We start from the raw sequence: 18,581 nt of genomic DNA on the forward strand, positions 1-18,581 counted from the left end.
GGTGGCCGGGTGGGGGTGCGGCCCGGTGCCGGACTTGTCAAACAGACACTCAGCGCGCCGCCGCACTCGCGTCCGAGCGCGTGGTGCCGACGCGCTGCGCCAGCGCGGCGGCCATGAACTCATCAAGCTCGCCATCCAGCACCGCCGCCGGGTTGCCCTTCTCCACGCTGGTGCGCAGGTCCTTCACCATCTGGTAGGGCTGCAGCACATAGGACCGGATCTGGTGGCCCCAGCCGATGTCGGTCTTGCCGGCTTCCACCGCATCCGAGACCGCTTCGCGCTTGCGCAGTTCCAGTTCGTACAGGCGCGCCTTGAGCATATCCATCGCGATGACGCGGTTGCGGTGCTGGCTGCGGTCCTGCGTCGAGGCAGCGACGATCCCGGTCGGAATATGCGTGAAGCGCACGCCCGATTCCGTCTTGTTCACGTGCTGCCCGCCGGCGCCGGATGCGCGGAACGTGTCGGTCTTGATGTCGGCCGGATTGATCTCGATCTCGATCTTGTCGTCGATCACCGGATAGACATAAACGGACGCGAAGGACGTCTGCCGGCGCGCCGCGGCGTCGAAGGGGCTGATGCGCACCAGGCGGTGAACGCCCGTCTCGGTCTTCATCCAGCCATAGGCGTTGGCGCCGGTCACCTGCAGCGTGGCGGACTTGATGCCGGCCTGCTCGCCTTCCGACTGTTCGGTCAGCGTCACCTTGTAGCCGCGCTTCTCGGCCCAGCGCATGTACATGCGCAGCAGCATCTGCGCCCAGTCCTGCGCCTCGGTGCCGCCGGCGCCGGCGTTCACTTCGACGTAGCAGTCGTTGGCGTCGGCTTCGCCCGAGAGCAGGCTCTCGATCTCGAGCCGCTTGGCCTCGGTGGCGAAGCCTTCGAGATCGGCAATGGCCGCATCGACGGTGGCGGTGTCGCCCTCTGCCTCGGCCAGTTCGATCAGGTCCATCGCATCGGCGACATCGCGTTCAAGTTTGCGCACACCATCGACCTGGCCCGACAACCGCCCGCGTTCGCGCATCACGCGACCGGCTTCGGCGGCATCGTTCCACAACGCCGGGTCCTCGGCGCGGGCGTTCAGTTCTTCGAGGCGGCGGACGGCGGCATCCCAGTCAAAGATGCCTCCTCAGCAGGGACACCGATGCGGTGATCTGCTCGTTCAGGGATTCGGCTTCGGCGCGCATGATGGCGGGGTTTAGGGCGCGCCCGCGGCGCTGTCGAGGGCAGCGGCCGCCGCCGCCGGGTGCTGCAGCCGCCAGGTCCCGGTATTCCCCCGCCCGCGCACCGGGTCGAGCGCGACCGACAGCCTCTCCTGCGGAAAACCCAAGGCCTGCGCAATGATGTCGTAGGTGCGGTGCTGGGCCGGCGCCAGCCGGCGGTCTAGCAGCAGCACCCGCGCACGGATGTCGCGGCCCATCAGCAGCAGGTGGAAGGCAGAGCCCTCGAACCCCGCGAGGATCTCGGCGTCCTCGTACAGGGCCAGCTGCGCGGCGACGTCGCGGCGCTCGGGATGCACCACCTCCCAGCGCCGGTCGCGCAGCAGGGCCTCGAGTTCGTCCTCCCGCTCGATCATCCCGTTCGCCTTGGCCAGCGCGGAGCGCGACACCCACAGCCGCCGCCCCGCCTGCGGCGCGCGGAAGGGATGGACTCCGAGCGCGCGCACCTGCGCCGGGTGCAGGACATGGCCCATCACATGGCCTTGTTCCGGCACCAGGATGTCGTCGACAACGACCGGCGCATCGATGAAGCGATGGGTCCGACCGCCAAGCCCTGCCAGCGCCAGCACGTCCTGCTGCCAGCGCGACAGGCCAGGCGCCGTCCAGGCCGGATGCCGGTGCCACACAAGCGCCGCCTCAGGCGCGGCCCGCATCGCCCAGAGCCGCGACAGGCTCTCGGCGACGAAATGCCCGAACTGTCCGAATACCACGCCGGCATAAAGATGCGGCCCGCTCCAGCGCAGCGCCGGTGGCGCCGCGGGCGGAGCGGGCGGCACCGTGACGCCGCCGTGGCGGCGATGCGCGACGCCGGTCACGGGATCCCCGACGGCGTCGAAGGCACCCAGGCTGAACTGGAATCCGCCGCTGCGCTCCGCGATGGCCGGCATCAGCGTCACGCCGCGATGCTGCACGACCGCCAATGGCGGCGCCGCATCCGGCGATTTCAATAAAGCCCGCCCAGGTTGCTGTCGACGCGCCCGGCCGACCCGCCGCCCTCCGGGTCGCCATCCGCGCGCCAGCGTCGCGCCGAATTCTCGGTGCCCGGCCGGAAGGCCTCGAGGATGGACCCGTTGCCGATATTCATGCGCACGAGCGCCACGCCGGGCGGCGCGCGGAAGGGCACCGGCGGGCTGTCGCGCAGTGCCGCCGCGACCACCTCCCGGAAGATCGGCGCGGCATTGCCGCCGCCGGTCTCGCCGGTGCCGAGGCTGCGCGGTTCGTCGAAACCGATCCACACCGCCACCACGATGTCGGGCGTGAAGCCGACGAACCAGTTGTCCTTGTAGTCGTCGGTCGTGCCGGTCTTGCCCGCGACCGGGCGGCCGAGCCGGTTGCCGATGGCGTTCGCCCCGGTGCCGCGCTGCACCACGCCCTGCAGCAGCGAGACCATCTGGTAGGCCGCGATCGGGTCGGTCACCTGGCGGCGCGCGGCGTCGACCAGTTCGGGCGGCGCGGCTTCGGGCCCGCCGGTGGTGCAGGTGGCGCAGGCGCGGGTATCGGCGCGCCAGATCACGCGGCCGCGGCGATCCTGCACGGAATCGATCAGCGTCGGGGTCACCTCCCGCCCGCCGTTGACAAAGGCGCCATAGCCCGCGGCCATGCGCATCACTGTCGTCTCGCCGGCCCCCAGCGAGAGCGCGAGGTAGCGCGGCATGTTCGGAATCACGCCGAAGCGCGCGGCGGAATCCGCCACCGCATCCATGCCCATCTGCTGCGCGAGCCTCACGGTGACGAGATTGAGGCTGCGCTCCATGGCGGTGCGCATGCTCACCCACCCATTCGCGGTCCCCGCGGTGTAGTTCTGCGGCCGCCAGACGCGCCCGCCGGACATCACCTCGATCGGTTCGTCGAGCAGTTCCTGGTTGGGCGGAATGCCCTGCTCCAGCGCTGTGATGTAGACGAAGGGCTTGAAGGACGACCCCGGCTGCCGCATCGCCTGCGTCGCGCGGTTGAACCACGACCGTTCGAAGGACCACCCGCCGGCCATGGCCAGCACGCGCCCGGTCTGCGGGTCGAGCGCCACCACCGCGCCCTCAGCCTGCGGCATCTGGCGCAGTTCCAGCCGTTCGGGCCGTGCGGCGCGGCCCTGCGCGGGCATCTGCGTCGGCATCGGTTCGACGAAGACGACGTCCCCGACATTGACCACCTGCTGCATGCGCGTGGGCGCGCCACCGATGCGGCCATCGCGCGCGGGGCGCGCCCAGGCCAGGTCCTGCAGATACATCAGGCCGGTGCGCGGCTGCGGCGCGCCGCGCGCATCCCCGCGTTCGATCCAGCCGAGCCGCGCGTCCCCCTGGCGCACCTCCAGCACGACTGCGAGCCGCCATTCCGGCAAGCCCCCCGGCGGGCGCTGGTAGGATTCCAGTGCCGGCATCCATTCCGTGGGCGTCGCGGCGATCTGCCCGAAGGCGCCGCGCCAGCCGCCGCGCCGGCGGTCATAGGCCATCAGCCCGTCGCGCAGCGCGCGTTCCGTCGCCGCCTGCAATTCGGGGTCGAGGCTGGTGCGCACCACCAGCCCGCCCATGGTGGTCTGCTCGGCACCGAAGCGCTGGATCAGTTCGCGGCGCACGTCCTCGGTGAAGTGCTGACCGACCGCGATCACCTCCGGCCGGCGGGTCGGCCGCGGCACGATGGGCTCGGCCTTGGCGTAGCGGGCTTCCTCGCGGGTGATGTGGCCGTCCTCGGCCATGCGGTCGAGCACCCAGTCGCGCCGCGCGCGCGCGGCTTCGGGGAAGCGCACCGGGTTGTAGTTGTTGGGGCCCTTCGGCAGCGCCGCCAGGAAGGCGGCCTCGGCTAGCGTCAGTTCATCGAGGCCCTTGTTGAAATAGGCCTGCGCCGCTGCCGCCACGCCATAGGCCTGCTGGCCGAGGAAGATCTCGTTCAGATACAGTTCGAGGATGCGTTCCTTGGACAGCGCCTGTTCGATGCGCACCGCCAGGATCGCCTCGCGCACCTTGCGCATCAGCGTCCGGTCGGCCCCCACCAGCATGTTCTTCGCGACCTGCTGGGTGATGGTGGACGCCCCGCCCATCCGCCGGCCCGAACCGTAATTCTCGATCGCCGTCAGCAGCGCACGCCCGATGCCCAGCGGATCGACGCCGGCATGGTCCCAGAAGCGCTGGTCCTCGGCCGAGACGAAGGCCTGCTGCACGCGGCGCGGGATCGCCTCGATCGGCACGAACACGCGCCGTTCGGTCGCCAGTTCGGCAGAAAGCCGGCTGTCGGCGGCGTAGATGCGGCTCATTTGCGGCGGGTCATAGTCGGCCAGCCAGCGATAGTCCGGCAGGTCTTCGGACACCTGGCGATACACGCCATAGCCGGCCACCGTGCCGACCAGCCCGCCGCCGATCAGCAGGATGAACATCAGCCGGAACAGGCCGAGCCCACGCCGCCGACGCCGCGGCTTGGCCGCCCGGTCGGCACGGCGCCGGCGCTTGCCTGGCGCCGCCTCGGTGGTGTCGTCCGCCGGCGCAGGATCCGCTTTCGGCGCGGGCGCAGGCGCGGCGGAATCGGCGCGCTTGCGCTTGATGCGGGAAGGGTCGAGCGGCGCGTCGGCGCGCAGGGGATTCATGGACACCTCCGCGGATTACACGATTTGCCTTACATTTGCGACCACCGCGCAGCGCGGCGCGGGCGGTGCAGCATTTCTCAAGCAGCCGTGATCGCGGAGCGGCCTGCGCGCGGCCGCCACCGCGGTTCAGCCGGCCGCCGCCACCGCCGCGCCTGCGTCGAGCCACTGCCGCACCGCCCGCGCCAGCGCGACCGAAAGCCGGGCGCGGTGCTCCGGGCGCTTCAGCGCCGCCTCGTCCCGCGGGTCCGACAGGAAGCCCAGTTCGACCAGCGCCGACGGGATCTCGGGCGCCTTCAGCACCACGAAGGCGGCCTCCCGGTGCGTGTTGGGCAGCAGGGGCACTTCCTCGCCCAGTTCGCGCACCGCAAGGCGTGCCAGGCGCGACGAACCGGCCCTGGTCTCCTGCCGGATCAGGCTGATCAGGATGCGCTGCACCTCGGGGCTGACCGAGGGCAGGCGAAGGCCACCAGCGATGTCGGCGCGGTTCTCGCGCCGCGCCAGCGCCTCGCTCATCGCATCCGACGCCGTCTCGGCCAGCGTGTAGACCGACGCGCCGCGCGCGCCCGGCGCGCTGTCGGCATGCAACGAGACGAACAGCGCCGCATCGCGCCGCCGGGCGAATTCCACCCGGTCGGCAAGCGGCACGAAGACATCCCGCGTGCGGGTCAGCGCCACCCGGCAGGTGCGCGCCGCCTCGAGCCGCGCCTTGAGGTCGAGTGCGGCAGCCAAAACGATGCGCTTTTCCTGCGTGCCCGATGCGCCGATCGCACCGGGGTCGCGCCCGCCGTGGCCGGGGTCCAGCACCACCAGCGGCAGCGACGCGGCACTGCGCGCCACGCCGGCCAGCGCGTCGCGCCCGCTGCGCACGGCCGCGGCGAAATCGGCGGCGGCGGCGGGGCGGATGTCGATCACGACATGCCCGGCCCGCGCCGGACCGTTGCGCGGGAGCGCCGGGGCGGAAAGTTCGATCAGCAGGGTGTCGTCGGCCGCGACAAAGCGCGCCGCGCGCACCGGCCCGGCACCCCGCAGGCTGGCCGGACCGCGCCAGGTGGCGTCAGGCAGGTGCACCGCGATGCGCCGCGGGTCGTCCAGCACGCGGACGGACCAGCGCTGGTCGCCCTGTACGGGCAGGGTCAGTCGCGCACCGGGCCCGGCGGATTGCACCGCTGCGCCGGTGACGGTGCCCGCACACACTGGCCCCCCGCCCGCCAGGGCGAGCAGGCCGAGCCCCAGCAGCGGGCGTCGTCCCGGACCGAGCATCGGAAGTCCCCTTACAAATCCGGCCCCCACCGGATTGCTCGTCCATATGCCATGTCCGGCAGGGACTTGCCATGGAAAGCCTCAGATTACGCTTCAACGAACGCCAAGCCTCGCGGCAGGGTTGTGACAACCCCCCCGCATGACTATGGTGCCCTGCCCCGGCGGCTGCCGCTGCGGGCGGAGTCCCGGGCGGGTTCGCCCGGCCAGCGACCCCAGGGCCTGAGGCGGGGCGCGGCCGGCGCGGATCATCGGGTGCCCGGCCTGGAACCGGGGCGGCCATGATCGGCCCCCAGCGTTCCGTGGCCTTGCCGGGCGCCCCTCCTGCCGTCTCCGCCGGCGCGGAACCCGGTGCGCGCATCGCCCGACCCGCCCCTTATGCCGGCGCCGGGCGCGCCGCATCGCCAGCCGGCCCGTCTGCGCCTGTGACCGCCGCACCCTGCGGCCGTCCGAGGGCATCGGGGCACGAGACCAGGCGCGCCCACCCCGGGCCCGCACCGCGCCGCGCGCGGACGGGCCTGCCGAGCGAGGAGGACGGACGGCGCATGCCCAAGAACGCAGCGCCGACTCACCTCCGCCGCCCGGGCCCCGCCAATCCCATGCGCCGCCGGCCCCGCCGCGGCGCGGAGACCCGCCGCCCATGACCAAGCGCATGCTGATCGACGCATCCCACCCCGAGGAAACCCGGGTGGTGGTGCTGGACGGCACCCGCATCGAGGAATTCGACCTCGAGACCGCCACCCGCCGCGCGCTCAAAGGCAACATCTACCTGGCCAAGGTGGTCCGGGTGGAACCCTCCCTGCAGGCCGCCTTCGTGGAATACGGCGGCAACCGCCACGGCTTCCTCGCCTTCGGCGAAATCCACCCCGACTACTACCAGATCCCGGTCGCCGACCGGCAGCGCCTGATCGAGATGCAGGCCGAGGACGCCCGCGCCGAGGACGAAGCCGACCTCCCCCCGGAATCCGCGATGGACCGCGCCGCCTGGAACGGCGAAGGCTCGGACGCCTGGACCAATGGCGAGGCCGAGGCGAATGGCGAAACCGCCGACGCCCCCGCCGGCGAGGCCGAACCCGCCGAGGCGCCCGCCGCCGCGCCGGAGCATGACGGCACCGCTGCGCACGCCCACGACGGCGCCACCACGCCGGCCGCGCCGGAGGCGAGCGCCCCGCCCGCCGAGGGCTCGCCGCAGGCCGCCCTGGCGCTCGACATGGCGGAGGCGCGCATCACCGCGGCACCCGACGCCGCCGAGCTGGTTGATGCCCCCGCAGCCCATGCGCCCGAGGGCACCGAAGCTGGCGACATCGAATCCCTCGCCGGCGATGAGCCTCCCCCGCCCCCCGAGACGATCGGCGGCGAGGACATGCCCGCCGAGACCGAGGATGAGCGCCGCGAGCGCCGCATCCCGCCCCGCTTCCTGCGCCACTACAAGATCCAGGAAGTGATCAAGCGCCGCCAAATCATGCTGGTGCAGGTCGTCAAGGAGGAACGCGGCGGCAAGGGTGCCGCACTGACCACCTACATCTCGCTGGCCGGGCGTTTCAGCGTGCTGATGCCGAATTCGCCGCGCGGCGGCGGCGTGTCGCGCAAGATCACCTCGGCGGCCGACCGCAAGCGCCTGCGCGAAGCGGTCGAGGAGATGAACATGCCCGAGGGCATGTCGCTCATTGTCCGCACCGCCGGCGCGCAGCGCCCCAAGCCCGAGATCAAGCGCGACTGCGAATACCTGCTGCGCCTGTGGGACAGCATCCGCGAACGCACGCTCGCCAGCAGCGCGCCCGCGCTGATCTACGAGGAAGCCGACCTCATCAAGCGGTCGATCCGCGACGTCTACGGTCGCGACATCGAGGAAGTGGTTGTCGAGGGCGAGGACGCGTATTCGGCCGCGCGCGAATTCATGCGCATGCTGATGCCGGCCAATGCGGGCAAGATCCGCGCGCATCGCGAGGCGGTGCCGCTGTTCGCCCGCCACAACGTGGACCAGCAGCTCGACGCGATGCATTCGCCCGTCGTGCAGCTGAAGTCGGGCGGCTACATCGTCATCAACCAGACCGAGGCGCTGGTCGCCATCGACGTGAATTCGGGCCGCGCGACGCGCGACCGGCACATCGAGGACACCGCGCTGCGCACCAACCTGGAAGCGGCGGACGAGATCGCGCGGCAGCTGCGCCTGCGCGACCTGGCGGGCCTGATCGTCATCGACTTCATCGACATGGAGTCTTCCAAGCACGACGGCATGGTCGAACGGCGCCTGAAGGATGCGCTGAAGCACGACCGCGCGCGCATCCAGGTCGGCCGGATCAGCCATTTCGGCCTGCTTGAGATGTCGCGCCAGCGGCTGCGCCCGTCGATCGCCGAGCAGACCTTCGTGCAGTGCCCGCATTGCGCCGGCCGCGGCCTGGTCCGCAGCGTCGACAGCAGCGCCCTCCAGGTGCTGCGCGCGATCGAGGAGGAAGGGGCCAAGCGCCGCGCCGCCGAGATCGTGGTGCATGTCGCGTCCCCGGTCGCGCTCTGGCTGCTCAACCGCAAGCGCGAACGCCTGGCCGAGATCGAACAGCGCTTCGGCATGGCCGTGATGTTCGAACCCGACGACACGCTGATGGGCCCGGCGGTCAAGATCGAGCGCACCCGCGCGGCCGAACCGGGCGCGATTCCCTCTGCGCCCTCCGCGCTGCGCATGGACTACGCCCCCGAACCCGCCGCGATCGACGCAGATGCGGAGGAGGACGACGCGCCTGACGCCGATGAGGCCGACGCCCCGCGCCGCTCCGGTGACGACACGCCGCGCCGCCCCGGCGACGAGGCACGCGCCGAGACCGCGGAGGAAGGCGAGCGCCGCCGCCGCCGCCGCCGCCGCCGCCGTGGTGGCCGCCGCGAGGATGGGCGCGAGGGTGCGCCCGACGCCGAGGCCGACTCCGAAGCCGACGCCGAGGCGATCGCCGATGGCGAGGCCGAGCCCGATGCCGAGGCCGAGCCCGCCGCCGCCGCCGCGCCCGAGGGCGAGGAAGGCGGCGAACCCGGCGCCGCCGATGGCGGGCTGGACGCCGATGGCCGCCGCCGCCGCCGCGGCCGCCGTGGTGGCCGCCGCCGGCGCGAGGACGGCCCCACCCCCGAGGCCGCCCCCGCCGACGCGCCGGAGGAAGCGCCCGTGGTCGCGCCGCGCCCCGCCCGCTACACCGGCCCCACCCCGGCCGACCCCTTCGCCGGCCAGATCGACGACATCTTCGAAGCGATGGAGGCTGCCGAGGCCGCGGCCGAACGCGCCGCCACCGCCCGCCCGCCGCGCGCCGGCACCGCGGCCGTTGAGGTGCAGGCCGAGGTCACCGCCGTCACCATGGCGGAAGCGACCGCGACCGCCGCACCGGCCGAAGCGCCGCCGGAGGCCGAGGCCGCGCCGGTGGCAGAGGCCGCGCCGGTCGTCGAAGCTCAAGTGCGGGTCGAGGCTGCGCCCGCCGCTGAAGCCGCACCGCAAGCGCCGCCGGCAGCCCCGGTCGTCGCCCCGGCGGCGGCCAAGGCTGCCCCAGAACCGGCGGCACCGCCCGCACCGCCCGAGCCCGCGCCGGCCGAACCCGTGATCGGCGCGCCGGTACAGCCCGTGGTGCTCGGCACGGGGGCGGAGGCCGCGCTGCCCAAGCGCCAGGGCTGGTGGAAGCGCTGACCCGGCCGGGCAACCGGCAGCGCATCTGACGCCAGCGGCCGAACAGCTCGGCCGCTGGCCTCGGGATTTCCGGTTTCGGCGTCGCGTCGCGCCGGGGGCGCGTGGTGGCATCGCGCGGGAAGCGCGGCGGGATCGCGCCGAATGGGCGCCGGGGAGATTATTCCTACGTCGCGCCATCGAGTCGTGCCGAAGGCGCGCCGTGACGTCGCGCCGGCGGGGCGCCAGCGGATGGCGCCGGCGGCTCGCCCGCGGATCGCACCGACGGCGCGTTGCCGGGTCGTGCCGAACGCGCGCCGGCGGGTCACGCCGGAAGCGCGCCGTCGGGTCGTGCCGAACGCGCGCCGGCGGATCGTGCCGCAGGCGCACCGCGTGCCCGTCCCTACGGCCCCTCGGCCGACGCCGCCGCGATCGCCAGCATGATCTCGTCACGCAGGCGCTTGAGCTCGAGCGCCCGCAACGCCGTCTGCTCGAGCCGGCAGGACAGGCGGTTGGCCTCGGCTTCGGCGGGGGCGGACAGTGCCTCCTCCGCCGCACAGGTCACGTCGCGATAGGGCGGGAACGCGCGCTGCGCCCGGCGCAACGCCTCCGCCGCCGCGCCGGTCGACAGAAGCCCCAATTCGCGCTGCCAGCGATCGAGCTGCTGCTGCCAGATCGCGGTCTCGACCAGCATGCAGGTGCGCGGCGGCTGCGGCCGGTCGGGCAGCGTGGGCAGGCGTGCGATCAGCAGCCCCTCCCCGGGGTCGCCCTGGCAGGTGGCGGCAATGCGCCAGGCGCAGCGGCCGAAGGCGGCGCGCGGCGGATGCGCCTGCGCGGCCAGGATGCAGGCATCGACCCAGGCGCGCTCGGCGGGATGCGGGCGGGCGGGGTCGGGCGTCCGTTGCGCCAGGGCCGCTGCCGCAGGGGCCATCAGCGCGGCGACTGCGATGCTCGCGGTGCGCAGCGCGGCACGCGCACGCCCCGCTCCCGCCGCGATGCCCCCGGCGCCGCGGCGCGGCTCAGGCGCCAACTCCCGGCCTCCAATTGCCCGCACGATCAACGCCTCGTTCACCGCCTTCGCGCATCATGACGCATCCATGCGTCTCCTGCCCGCCCTGATCGCCGCCCTGCTGTTCCCCGTTCCCCTCGCGGTGGCGGACGAAGCGTCGCCGCGCGTGTGCACCGCGCGATTCGTCGCCAACGATCCGCTGCCGCTCGAACGCCGTTTCGTGGGCCTGCTGACCGGCGATGGCTGCGCGGCCGGCGACCTGCTGCACTTCACCTTCGTGGGCGAGAGCCTGGCCGCCGCCGTCGCCGCCCGGCATTGCCGCTTCGACCGCCCGGTGCTGCTCGACCGGGGGGAGGAGACACACCTGGTCTGCGTCTGGCACGGCACGATCCGCGTGGCGCGCCCGTAGAACAGGCGTGTCGCGTGCACTCGGCGCGACGTGTTGCAGCGCGCCGCTGCACGACATGTGCAGCGCGCCCTTACGCGACGTTTGCAGCGCGGCCGCAGCGCGAGGCGCCCAGCGCGCCAGCAGCGCGAGGCGCCCCGCGCACCCCTGGCGCGACGCTTGCTGTGCCCCCTCGGCGTGATGCCTGAGGCGCCACACGTCTGGCGTGCACCGCCCACGTCGCACGACAGCCCGCGCCCCCCACCTCCCAAGCCGCCTGCCCTACCCCTCCGCGTGCCGCCCCGCCCGCCTGAGCACCGCGCAGAGCCGCGAAAACCCCAGCCAGAACGCCCCGTGGTCGGGCGCCTGCTCGGACCGGCCGCCGAAGGCCGGTTCGCCCCGGCGCAGCAGCGCCAGCCGCGCTTCGAACCGGCCGCGCATGTTCTCGAGGAAGGCACCGCTGGCGCCGAGGTATTGCTCGATCAGCTCGCTCGCCAGGCCGATCTCGACCTCGGCCCGCCCCTCGGTGGTGAAGCGCTTGAGGGCGCGGCTTTCCTCCGCCAGCGCCAGGTGCAGCCGGTGCAACTCCTGCAGGTGGCGGGCGATGCGTTCGCGGGTCGCGCGCTCGGCCTCGGTGATGGTCTGGTCCATGGACAGCCTCCGGCCTGCAGCCTGCGCGCGCAGCGGTGAAGCCTGCGTGAACGGCGCCGCCCTTCCCCGCCCGGGCAGGCGCGGCGTATCCATCGCCCCGCAGCGCGGAGCACTCCCCATGCGGATCGAGACCATCACAGAGCTTGAAGCGCTCTACGGCGCCCCCGTCCTCGCCGCCACGGCCAAGGTCGCCGACCGGATCACGCCGGACTACCGGCGCCTGATCGACGCCTCCCCCTTCCTCGTGCTCGCGACCGCCGGGCCGGAGGGGCTCGACGCCTCGCCGCGCGGCGACGCGCACGGCCTGGTGCGGATCGACGGTGACCGCACGCTGCTGCTGCCCGACCGGCGCGGCAACAACCGGGTGGACAGCCTGCGCAACATCATCCGCGACCCGCGCGTGGGCCTGCTTTTCCTGATCCCGGGTGCGGGCACCACGCTGCGGGTGAACGGGCGCGCGCACCTGTCGGTCGCGCCCGGCCTGCTGGAATCGTTTGCGGTCGACGGCGCCCCGCCGCGCTGCGTCGTCGTGATCGAGGTGCAGGAGGTCTATTTCCAATGCGCTCGCGCCATCCTGCGCGCCGGTCTGTGGGATGCGACACGGCATGCCGACCCGGCAAGCCTGCCGACACCCGGCGCCATCCTGGCAGCCATGAGCGCCGGTGCGGCCGGCGGCGATGCCTACGACCGCGACTGGCCGGCACGCGCCGCGAAGACCATGTGGTGAGGCTCAGGCGCGGTCGATCACGTAGCGCCGCGCCGTCACGCCGAAGACCTCGACCTCCGCCTCGAAGGCCAGCCCGGCCTTCTCCAGCACGCGCCGGCTGGCAATGTTGCCCGGCGCGGCATAGCCCACCAGGCGCGCAAGGGCGAAGCGGCCGAACCCGGCCAGGCGCGCCGCGACCGCGACTTCCGTCGCAAGCCCGCCTCCCCAGGCAGACCTGGCCAGCAGATACAGGATCTCCGTCTCGCCCCCCAGGTCCGGCAGGTGCCGCAGCCCGCCATGGCCCAGCAGCACGCCGGTCGCGCGGTCCGTCACCGCCCAGGGCCCGTAGCCGACCGCACTCCATTGTGCGGCGAAGTCCGGCACGATCCGCGCGGCATCGGCCGCGGCGGTGGTCGCGCGCGCGGCGCCGCCGGGCATGTGGCGCATGACCTCGGGATCGGCGCGGATGGCGGCGTAGGCGGGAATATCCGCCGGCACGAAAGGGCGCAGCCGAAGCCGCGCCGTCTCGACGATCACGCCAGCCGTGCCGCCACCCGGGCCACCAGCGCCTCGCGCTCGGCGCGCATGCCCGCGCCGCGCGCCTTCGCCGTGGCCAGGACGCCGGCCGGCGCCGTGACCGGCGACCCGGCATCGAAGGGCGGCGCGGGCGCGTATTCGATCTGCAGCTGGATGGCCTGCGCGACCTCGGGCGAGGCCAGTTCCGCCGCCAGCGACAGCGCGAAGTCGATCCCAGCCGTCACACCCCCGCCGGTGACGAACTTGCCATCCCGCACCACCCGCCCCTGCTCCGGCACGGCACCGAGCGGCGCCAGGAAGTCATGGCTCGCCCAATGCGTGGTGGCGCGCTTGCCGCGCAGCAGCCCGGCCGCCGCCAGCACCAGCGCACCGGTGCACACCGACGTCACGAAGCGCGCGCCCGCCGCCTGCGCGCGCAGGAAGGCCAGCACCTCCTCGTCCTCCATGAGCGCCGCCACGCCCGGCCCGCCGGGTACGCACACCACATCGAGCTGCGGGCATTCCGCGAAGGTCAGGGTGGGCAGCATCGCGAGGCCGGTGTCGGAGGTGACCGGATCGCGGGTCTTCCATACCAGGTCGACCCGGCCGCCTGGGATGCGCGAAAGCACCTCGAACGGCCCGGTCATGTCGAGCTGGGTGAGGCGCGGGAACAGCAACAGGCCGAAGCGCAGCGGCGTGGACATGGGGCGGGGTCCTCCTCGGGGCTGACAGGCTGGCATGGGGCGGGCACGCGGCCAATGGCGGGCGCGCCCGGCGCGCGCGTCCTGGTATGGTCGGCCCACCCCAGCCAGGAGCCGACCGATGCGCCTCGCCGTTCTCTCCGACATTCACGGCAACCTGGCGGCGCTCGATGCCGTGCTCGCGGACCTCGAGACGCGCGCCGTGGACGGCGTGGTGAACCTCGGTGACTGCGTGACCGGCCCACTCTGGCCGCGTGAGACCTTTGCCCGCCTGGTGGCGCTCGACCTACCCACCGTGCGCGGCAACCACGACCGCTGGATCCTGGACCGGCCGGAGGCCGACCTCACCCCCGCCGGCCGTTTCGCGCGCGACGCGCTGCAGCCCCCCGAACGCGCCTGGCTGCACGCCCTGCCCGCCACGCTGGAGGTCGCGCCCGAAATCCTGGCGGTGCACGGCACGCCGGCGGATGACAGCACGTACCTGCTCGAGGACCAGCAGGACGGCCGCCTGGTGCCGGCCCCGCGCGCCACCGTGGCGGCACGGCTGGGCGATGCCGCGCGGCCCGGCGTCGTGCTGTGCGGGCACAGCCACCGCCAGGCGCTGGTGCAGGGGCCGGGCGGGGCGGTCATCCTGAATCCCGGCAGCGTCGGCTGCCCGGCCTTTGCCGACAGCCCCGCGGCGCCGGGGCTGGAACACCGATCGCCGCATGCGCGCTACGCCATCCTCACGCGCCGTCACGGGCGCTGGGGGGCGGAGTTGCTGGCGATCGACTACGACTGGGATGCGGCGGCGGCGCGGGCGGCGGCGAACGGCCGGCCGGACTGGGCCGTCATGCTCGCGACCGGAACGGTGGGCTGAACGACCCCGCTGGATCGCCCACCGCGGCGTCAGCCATCGGCGCGCGCAGCGACCACGTTCCGGCGCTGCCCCCTCATCCGCGTCCGAAGAACCGGGGCCAGGGCCCCGCCCCCCAGGGCCGCGGCAGGTTGTTCGCCGCATAGGCCACCAGGAACAACAGCGTCGCGAGGCCGGGCAGCAGCGGCGTCGCCACGAAGCCCCAGCCCGCGTCCTCCACGAAGACCACGACCGGATTGGCGCCGGCGGGCGAATGAATGGTGCGCGTGACCGCCATCGCCGCCAGCGCCACGCCGACGGCCAGCGCCAGCCATAGCCCCATCGGCCCGCCCAGGCTGTCGAACCCCATCCGGAACACCAGCCCGACCACGGTCGCGACCAGGTGTCCGCCCAGGAAGGACCGCGGCTGCGCCATGATGCCCCGCGGCATGCCAAACAGGATCACGCAGGACCCGCCGAGCGATGGCAGCAGCCAGGGGTGTTCGGTGAAGGACAGCGCGGCATTGGCCAGCAGCAGCGCCGCGGTGGTGGCCGCGATCTGCACCAGGATGCGCCGTGGGGGCGGCGGCTTCACGCGGAACGCCCGACCGCGGCGAGGTCCTCGGCCGTGTCCACGTCCCGCAGCCGGCGGAGCAGCGCCACACGCCGCCCGGCGAAGTTGCGCAGCGTGTCGGCCAGCGCGTGGCGGGTCGACCAGCGCACCCCCGCGAAGGGGCGCGCCGGCCGGCGCGGACCCAGACCCACCAGCCAGTAGCCGCCATCCTCGGCCGGGCCGAACACCGCATCGGCACGCCCCAGCACGCGGATCGCGGCGGCGATGTCGGCGGGGCGCAGGTCTGGGATGTCGCTGCCCGCCAGCACCGTGACCGGGTGCGGGCGCATGGCGCGCTCCATCCGCGTGCCGAGGTCCCCACGCGCCTGCTCGGTCCGCGGCGTGGCGCGCGGCACGAAGCGCGCCCAGGGTGCGCGCGCGCCGGCGGGGGTCGTGGCCAGCACGGTGCGCCAGCGCCGGTCGCGCCCGATCGGCCGTGCCACCGCGGCCAGGGTAGCGGTGTAGAAGCGGAGCGCCGCGCGCGCCCCGATCCCGGCGGCAAGGCGCCGCTTCACGAGCCCGAGGCGCGGGGCGCGGGCGAACAGGATCACGGTGGGGCGGGTCATCGCGGCGCAGCACAGCGCAGGATGCGCGCGCTGACCAGGGCCCCCGCCCGTGGCGGCGCGGGCCTGACGGACAGGCGGCGGGCAGGGCCGCGGCGCCTCAGCCCCGCCGGGCGTAGAGGCGCGCGATTCGCCCGGGCGGCACGCCGGCGAACCATAGCGCCAGGCACGACAGGTTGCGCGCGGAACGGCGCCACCAGCCCTCCGCCCGCCAGCGCACGGGCGAGGTCACGAATGCCACGTCCAGCGCCACCAATCGCTTCCGGCCGATCCGGCGGACCAGGTCGACATCCTCCATGATCGGAATGGGGCGCACTCCGCCTACAGCGGCCAGCAGGTCGCGATGCACCAGCAGCCCCTGGTCGCCATACGGCAGGCCGAGCACCCTGCAGCGCCAGGCCACCGCGCGTTCGAGCCGCCGCGCCTGTGGGGCGGCGTCATCCAGCGCGAAGCGGAAATGCGCCGCGCGGGCGGCATTGGCCGGGTCCGCCATGAAGGCGGCGGCGGCGGCGCGCCAGCCGGGGCCGGGGCGCGTGTCGGCATGGACCAGCAGCAGCCAGGGCGTCGATGCGGCGGCGATGCCGGCGGCGATCTGGCTGCCGCGCCCGCGCGGGGCCTGCAGCACCTGCGCGCCGGCCGCCTGCGCGATGGCACCGGTGGCATCGGTGCTGCCGCCATCGGCGACGATGACGGCATCCACCTCGCCGTCCAGGGCGGACAGCGTCCCGCCGAGGCCGGCGGCGGCATTGAGGGTGGGGATGACGGCGGTGAGCCCGGCCGGCGTTCTCATTCTGCCCCTATCGCGGTTCAGCAAGCATTAACCAAGCGTTCGCTGTATGTTCTTGACCGGCCGATCCGGACTTGGCAGGGTGTTTCGGAACAAATTGGGAACTTCAGGAGCAGCGCCATGCCCGACGGTACCCCGCACCTCGCCCCCCGCGCAGCCCCCGGCTTCGCCATGCCATCCCCCGCGCGGCGCGGCCGTGGCGCCGGGCTGAACCCCGCCGTGCGCTTCGAAAGCACCGCCCGCGAAGCCTTCGACGACGGCTGGGGCACGCTGGAAGCCGCCTTCGCCGACCTCCCGCCGCTGCCCACCACGCTCACCAGGGACCACGCGAAATCCGCCCTTGCCTGGAACGACAGCCCCGATATCGGCTTCGACCGGGCCGTGAACCCCTATCGCGGCTGCGAGCACGGCTGCGTCTACTGCTATGCACGGCCCTCCCACGCCTATCTTGGCCTGTCCCCCGGTCTCGATTTCGAAACCAGGCTGTTGTTCAAGCCCGAGGTCGCGGCCCTGCTCGAGAAGGAACTGCGCAAGCCCGGCTACGTGCCAAAGCCGATAGCACTCGGGTCCAACACCGACCCCTACCAGCCGGTCGAACGCACGCTGAAGCTGACCCGCGCTGTCCTGGAGGTGCTCGAGCGCTTCGACCACCCGGTCACCATCGTGACGAAATCCGCCGGCGTGCTGCGCGACATGGATATCCTTGCGCGCATGGCCCAGCGCAATCTGGTGCGGGTCTGCCTGTCGATCACCACGCTCGACGCGCGGCTGGCGCGCATCATGGAACCGCGCGCCGCAACCCCCGAACGCCGCCTGGCCGCCCTGCGGCATTTGTCCGAAAACGGCATTCCCGCCGCCGTGCTGGCCGCGCCCATGATCCCCGGGGTGAACGACGCGGAACTGGAGACCATCCTGGACCGCGCCGCCGCCGCGGGGGCGACGAGCGCCGGCTACGTGCTGCTGCGCCTGCCGCACGAGATCAAGCAGCTGTTCGAGGACTGGCTGACCCGCCACATGCCGGACCGCGCCGCCCGCGTGCTCTCGCTGATCCGCCAGACCCGCGGGGGTGCGCTCTACAACAGCCGCTTCGGCCAACGCCAGACCGGCACCGGCGCCTACGCCGACCTGCTGGCCCAACGCTTCGCCATCGCCTCCCGACGCCTCGGCCTGGAACGCCGCGGCGGCGGGGTCGGGGCGCTGGACTGCACGCGCTTCCGGGTGCCGGAGGCCACGACAGCAGGGACACAGCTGGCGCTGCTGTGAGAGGCATGGGCGTGCAACGGAGAGGGGCTTTGCCCCCCTCCGGACCTCCCCCCACCAAGGGGCGACGGCCCGTTGGATCGCGGATTTTGAATCGGGGATTCGGGGGGGGGCATCGTCGGCGATGCCCTGCGCGACGGTGGCGCCATGCCCGTCCCCGAAATCCCCCATCAAGTCGAGGGTTCCAAGGGCCTTTAGGCCTTTGGTGGGTGGGGTCCGGGGAGGGCAAAGCCCGCCCCGCGCGCGCGTCGCCGCCCTCACGCCGCCCGCAGGTGTTCCTTCAGGCGTGGCATCAGTTCCACCAGGTTGCAGGGCCGGTGGCGGCTGTCGAGTTGCCAGACCAGGATGTCGTCCCACGCGTCCTTGCAGGCGCCGGTGGAGCCTGGCAGGGCGAACAGGTAGGTGCCATTGGCCACGCCGCCGAGGGCGCGGGACTGCATCGTGGAGGTGCCGATCTTCTGGTAGCTCAGCATGCGGAACAATTCGCCGAAGCCTTCGATTTCCTTCTCGAGCACGCGCTTGAAGGCTTCAGGGGTAACGTCGCGACCGGTGATGCCGGTGCCGCCGGTGGTGATGACGCAGTCCACCGTGGGGTCGGCGATCCAGCGGCGCAGCTGGGCTTCGATCAGGTCGGCCTCGTCGCGCAGGATCTCGCGTGCCGCGCAGTGGTGGCCGGCGGCTTCGATGCGCTCGACCAACGTCTGGCCGGAGCGGTCGGTGGCGAGGTCGCGCGTGTCGCTCACGGTCAGCACGGCGATGTTCACGGCCAGGAACGGGAGCTTTTCGTCGATCGGCATGGTGGTGGTCCTCGCGGGGATCGGAGCATGGGGATCGCGCCCCGGCCCCGCAAGCGCGCCTGGCGCTGTGGTGTCCCGTGGA

General features: G+C 73.3%; 17 protein-coding genes. 5 read left to right on the top strand and 12 right to left on the bottom strand.

Features of this window, described 5'->3' with window-relative positions; genetic code table 11:
- Positions 1-49: 49 nt before the first annotated feature.
- The 4 genes from prfB to MWM08_RS17935 form a co-directional block, all read right to left on the bottom strand.
- A protein-coding gene (prfB, locus tag MWM08_RS17920; RefSeq protein ID WP_244407866.1) for a peptide chain release factor 2 occupies positions 50-1,181 on the bottom strand; the annotation gives its coding sequence in 2 pieces (ribosomal slippage) (positions 50-1,111 and positions 1,113-1,181; 1,131 coding nt in all).
- An 11-nt stretch (positions 1,182-1,192) separates the two neighbouring features.
- Entirely contained in the window at positions 1,193-2,101 is a 909-nt protein-coding gene (locus tag MWM08_RS17925; protein WP_244459986.1) for a glycosyltransferase 61 family protein, read from the bottom strand.
- A gap of 56 nt (positions 2,102-2,157) precedes the next feature.
- A complete protein-coding gene (locus tag MWM08_RS17930) occupies positions 2,158-4,785 on the bottom strand; it encodes a penicillin-binding protein 1A (protein WP_244407867.1) in 2,628 nt (875 codons plus the stop codon).
- A gap of 126 nt (positions 4,786-4,911) precedes the next feature.
- A complete protein-coding gene (locus MWM08_RS17935; RefSeq protein ID WP_244407868.1) occupies positions 4,912-6,045 on the bottom strand; it encodes an N-acetylmuramoyl-L-alanine amidase family protein in 1,134 nt (377 codons plus the stop codon).
- A gap of 637 nt (positions 6,046-6,682) precedes the next feature.
- Here MWM08_RS17935 and MWM08_RS17940 point away from each other — a divergent pair.
- On the top strand, positions 6,683-9,700 hold the full coding sequence (locus tag MWM08_RS17940) for an Rne/Rng family ribonuclease (protein ID WP_244407869.1): 3,018 nt from the start codon (positions 6,683-6,685) through the stop codon (positions 9,698-9,700).
- Between the two features lie 379 nt (positions 9,701-10,079).
- Here the strand turns inward: MWM08_RS17940 and MWM08_RS17945 are convergent, their stop codons facing one another.
- Positions 10,080-10,706: a lysozyme inhibitor LprI family protein gene (locus MWM08_RS17945; RefSeq protein WP_244407870.1), complete on the bottom strand. Its 627-nt coding sequence runs from the start codon at positions 10,704-10,706 to the stop codon at positions 10,080-10,082.
- Between the two features lie 67 nt (positions 10,707-10,773).
- Between MWM08_RS17945 and MWM08_RS17950 the strand changes: the two genes are divergently transcribed.
- Positions 10,774-11,094 (top strand): hypothetical protein, encoded by a 321-nt coding sequence (locus tag MWM08_RS17950; RefSeq protein WP_244407871.1) that lies wholly within the window; start codon positions 10,774-10,776, stop codon positions 11,092-11,094.
- 258 nt (positions 11,095-11,352) lie between these two features.
- Here the strand turns inward: MWM08_RS17950 and MWM08_RS17955 are convergent, their stop codons facing one another.
- Positions 11,353-11,721 (bottom strand): hypothetical protein, encoded by a 369-nt coding sequence (locus tag MWM08_RS17955; RefSeq protein ID WP_244407872.1) that lies wholly within the window; start codon positions 11,719-11,721, stop codon positions 11,353-11,355.
- 118 nt (positions 11,722-11,839) lie between these two features.
- Here MWM08_RS17955 and MWM08_RS17960 point away from each other — a divergent pair, with 118 nt between their 5' ends.
- Positions 11,840-12,448, top strand: a complete 609-nt coding sequence (locus tag MWM08_RS17960) for a pyridoxamine 5'-phosphate oxidase family protein (RefSeq protein ID WP_244407873.1) — start codon at positions 11,840-11,842, stop codon at positions 12,446-12,448.
- Between the two features lie 3 nt (positions 12,449-12,451).
- On the opposite strand, the gene MWM08_RS17965 is transcribed toward MWM08_RS17960, so the two are convergent.
- Together MWM08_RS17965 and MWM08_RS17970 are read right to left on the bottom strand one after the other, a co-directional pair.
- The gene (locus MWM08_RS17965; RefSeq protein WP_244407874.1) at positions 12,452-12,964 is read right to left on the bottom strand and encodes a GNAT family N-acetyltransferase; all 513 of its coding nucleotides are present in this window, start codon (positions 12,962-12,964) and stop codon (positions 12,452-12,454) included.
- The gene (locus tag MWM08_RS17970; protein WP_244407875.1) at positions 12,961-13,647 is read right to left on the bottom strand and encodes a DJ-1/PfpI family protein; all 687 of its coding nucleotides are present in this window, start codon (positions 13,645-13,647) and stop codon (positions 12,961-12,963) included. The genes MWM08_RS17965 and MWM08_RS17970 overlap by 4 nt, the downstream gene beginning before the upstream one ends.
- 118 nt (positions 13,648-13,765) lie before the next feature.
- Here MWM08_RS17970 and MWM08_RS17975 point away from each other — a divergent pair, with 118 nt between their 5' ends.
- On the top strand, positions 13,766-14,503 hold the full coding sequence (locus MWM08_RS17975) for a metallophosphoesterase family protein (protein ID WP_244407876.1): 738 nt from the start codon (positions 13,766-13,768) through the stop codon (positions 14,501-14,503).
- A gap of 73 nt (positions 14,504-14,576) precedes the next feature.
- Here MWM08_RS17975 and MWM08_RS17980 read toward each other — a convergent pair whose 3' ends face one another.
- The 3 genes from MWM08_RS17980 to MWM08_RS17990 form a co-directional block, all read right to left on the bottom strand.
- The gene (locus MWM08_RS17980; protein WP_244407877.1) at positions 14,577-15,074 is read right to left on the bottom strand and encodes an HPP family protein; all 498 of its coding nucleotides are present in this window, start codon (positions 15,072-15,074) and stop codon (positions 14,577-14,579) included.
- On the bottom strand, positions 15,071-15,658 hold the full coding sequence (locus MWM08_RS17985) for a TIGR04282 family arsenosugar biosynthesis glycosyltransferase (protein WP_244407878.1): 588 nt from the start codon (positions 15,656-15,658) through the stop codon (positions 15,071-15,073). The genes MWM08_RS17980 and MWM08_RS17985 overlap by 4 nt, the downstream gene beginning before the upstream one ends.
- 97 nt (positions 15,659-15,755) lie before the next feature.
- A complete protein-coding gene (locus MWM08_RS17990) occupies positions 15,756-16,445 on the bottom strand; it encodes a TIGR04283 family arsenosugar biosynthesis glycosyltransferase (protein ID WP_244407879.1) in 690 nt (229 codons plus the stop codon).
- Between the two features lie 117 nt (positions 16,446-16,562).
- On the opposite strand from MWM08_RS17990, the gene MWM08_RS17995 reads away from it, so the two are divergent.
- Positions 16,563-17,705 (top strand): PA0069 family radical SAM protein, encoded by a 1,143-nt coding sequence (locus MWM08_RS17995; protein WP_423815985.1) that lies wholly within the window; start codon positions 16,563-16,565, stop codon positions 17,703-17,705.
- A 254-nt stretch (positions 17,706-17,959) separates the two neighbouring features.
- On the opposite strand, the gene moaB is transcribed toward MWM08_RS17995, so the two are convergent.
- Entirely contained in the window at positions 17,960-18,499 is a 540-nt protein-coding gene (moaB, locus tag MWM08_RS18000; RefSeq protein WP_244407880.1) for a molybdenum cofactor biosynthesis protein B, read from the bottom strand.
- Between the last annotated feature and the right edge of the window lie 82 nt (positions 18,500-18,581).

The sequence above is a fragment of the Roseomonas fluvialis genome (genome assembly GCF_022846615.1).
Taxonomy (GTDB): Bacteria; Pseudomonadota; Alphaproteobacteria; order Acetobacterales; family Acetobacteraceae; genus Neoroseomonas; species Neoroseomonas fluvialis.

Excerpts from the sequence above, each read along its gene's own strand:
- MWM08_RS17940 (WP_244407869.1), top strand. The coding sequence starts at position 6,683 with ATGACCAAGCGCATGCTGATCGACGCATCCCACCCCGAGGAAACCCGG.
- MWM08_RS17960 (WP_244407873.1), top strand. The coding sequence starts at position 11,840 with ATGCGGATCGAGACCATCACAGAGCTTGAAGCGCTCTACGGCGCCCCC.
- MWM08_RS17950 (WP_244407871.1), top strand. The coding sequence starts at position 10,774 with ATGCGTCTCCTGCCCGCCCTGATCGCCGCCCTGCTGTTCCCCGTTCCC.
- MWM08_RS17930 (WP_244407867.1), bottom strand. The coding sequence starts at position 4,785 with ATGAATCCCCTGCGCGCCGACGCGCCGCTCGACCCTTCCCGCATCAAG.
- MWM08_RS17970 (WP_244407875.1), bottom strand. The coding sequence starts at position 13,647 with ATGTCCACGCCGCTGCGCTTCGGCCTGTTGCTGTTCCCGCGCCTCACC.
- MWM08_RS17955 (WP_244407872.1), bottom strand. The coding sequence starts at position 11,721 with ATGGACCAGACCATCACCGAGGCCGAGCGCGCGACCCGCGAACGCATC.
- MWM08_RS17995 (WP_423815985.1), top strand. The coding sequence starts at position 16,563 with ATGCCCGACGGTACCCCGCACCTCGCCCCCCGCGCAGCCCCCGGCTTC.
- MWM08_RS17990 (WP_244407879.1), bottom strand. The coding sequence starts at position 16,445 with ATGAGAACGCCGGCCGGGCTCACCGCCGTCATCCCCACCCTCAATGCC.
- MWM08_RS17975 (WP_244407876.1), top strand. The coding sequence starts at position 13,766 with ATGCGCCTCGCCGTTCTCTCCGACATTCACGGCAACCTGGCGGCGCTC.
- MWM08_RS17985 (WP_244407878.1), bottom strand. The coding sequence starts at position 15,658 with ATGACCCGCCCCACCGTGATCCTGTTCGCCCGCGCCCCGCGCCTCGGG.
- moaB (WP_244407880.1), bottom strand. The coding sequence starts at position 18,499 with ATGCCGATCGACGAAAAGCTCCCGTTCCTGGCCGTGAACATCGCCGTG.
- MWM08_RS17925 (WP_244459986.1), bottom strand. The coding sequence starts at position 2,101 with ATGCCGGCCATCGCGGAGCGCAGCGGCGGATTCCAGTTCAGCCTGGGT.
- MWM08_RS17935 (WP_244407868.1), bottom strand. The coding sequence starts at position 6,045 with ATGCTCGGTCCGGGACGACGCCCGCTGCTGGGGCTCGGCCTGCTCGCC.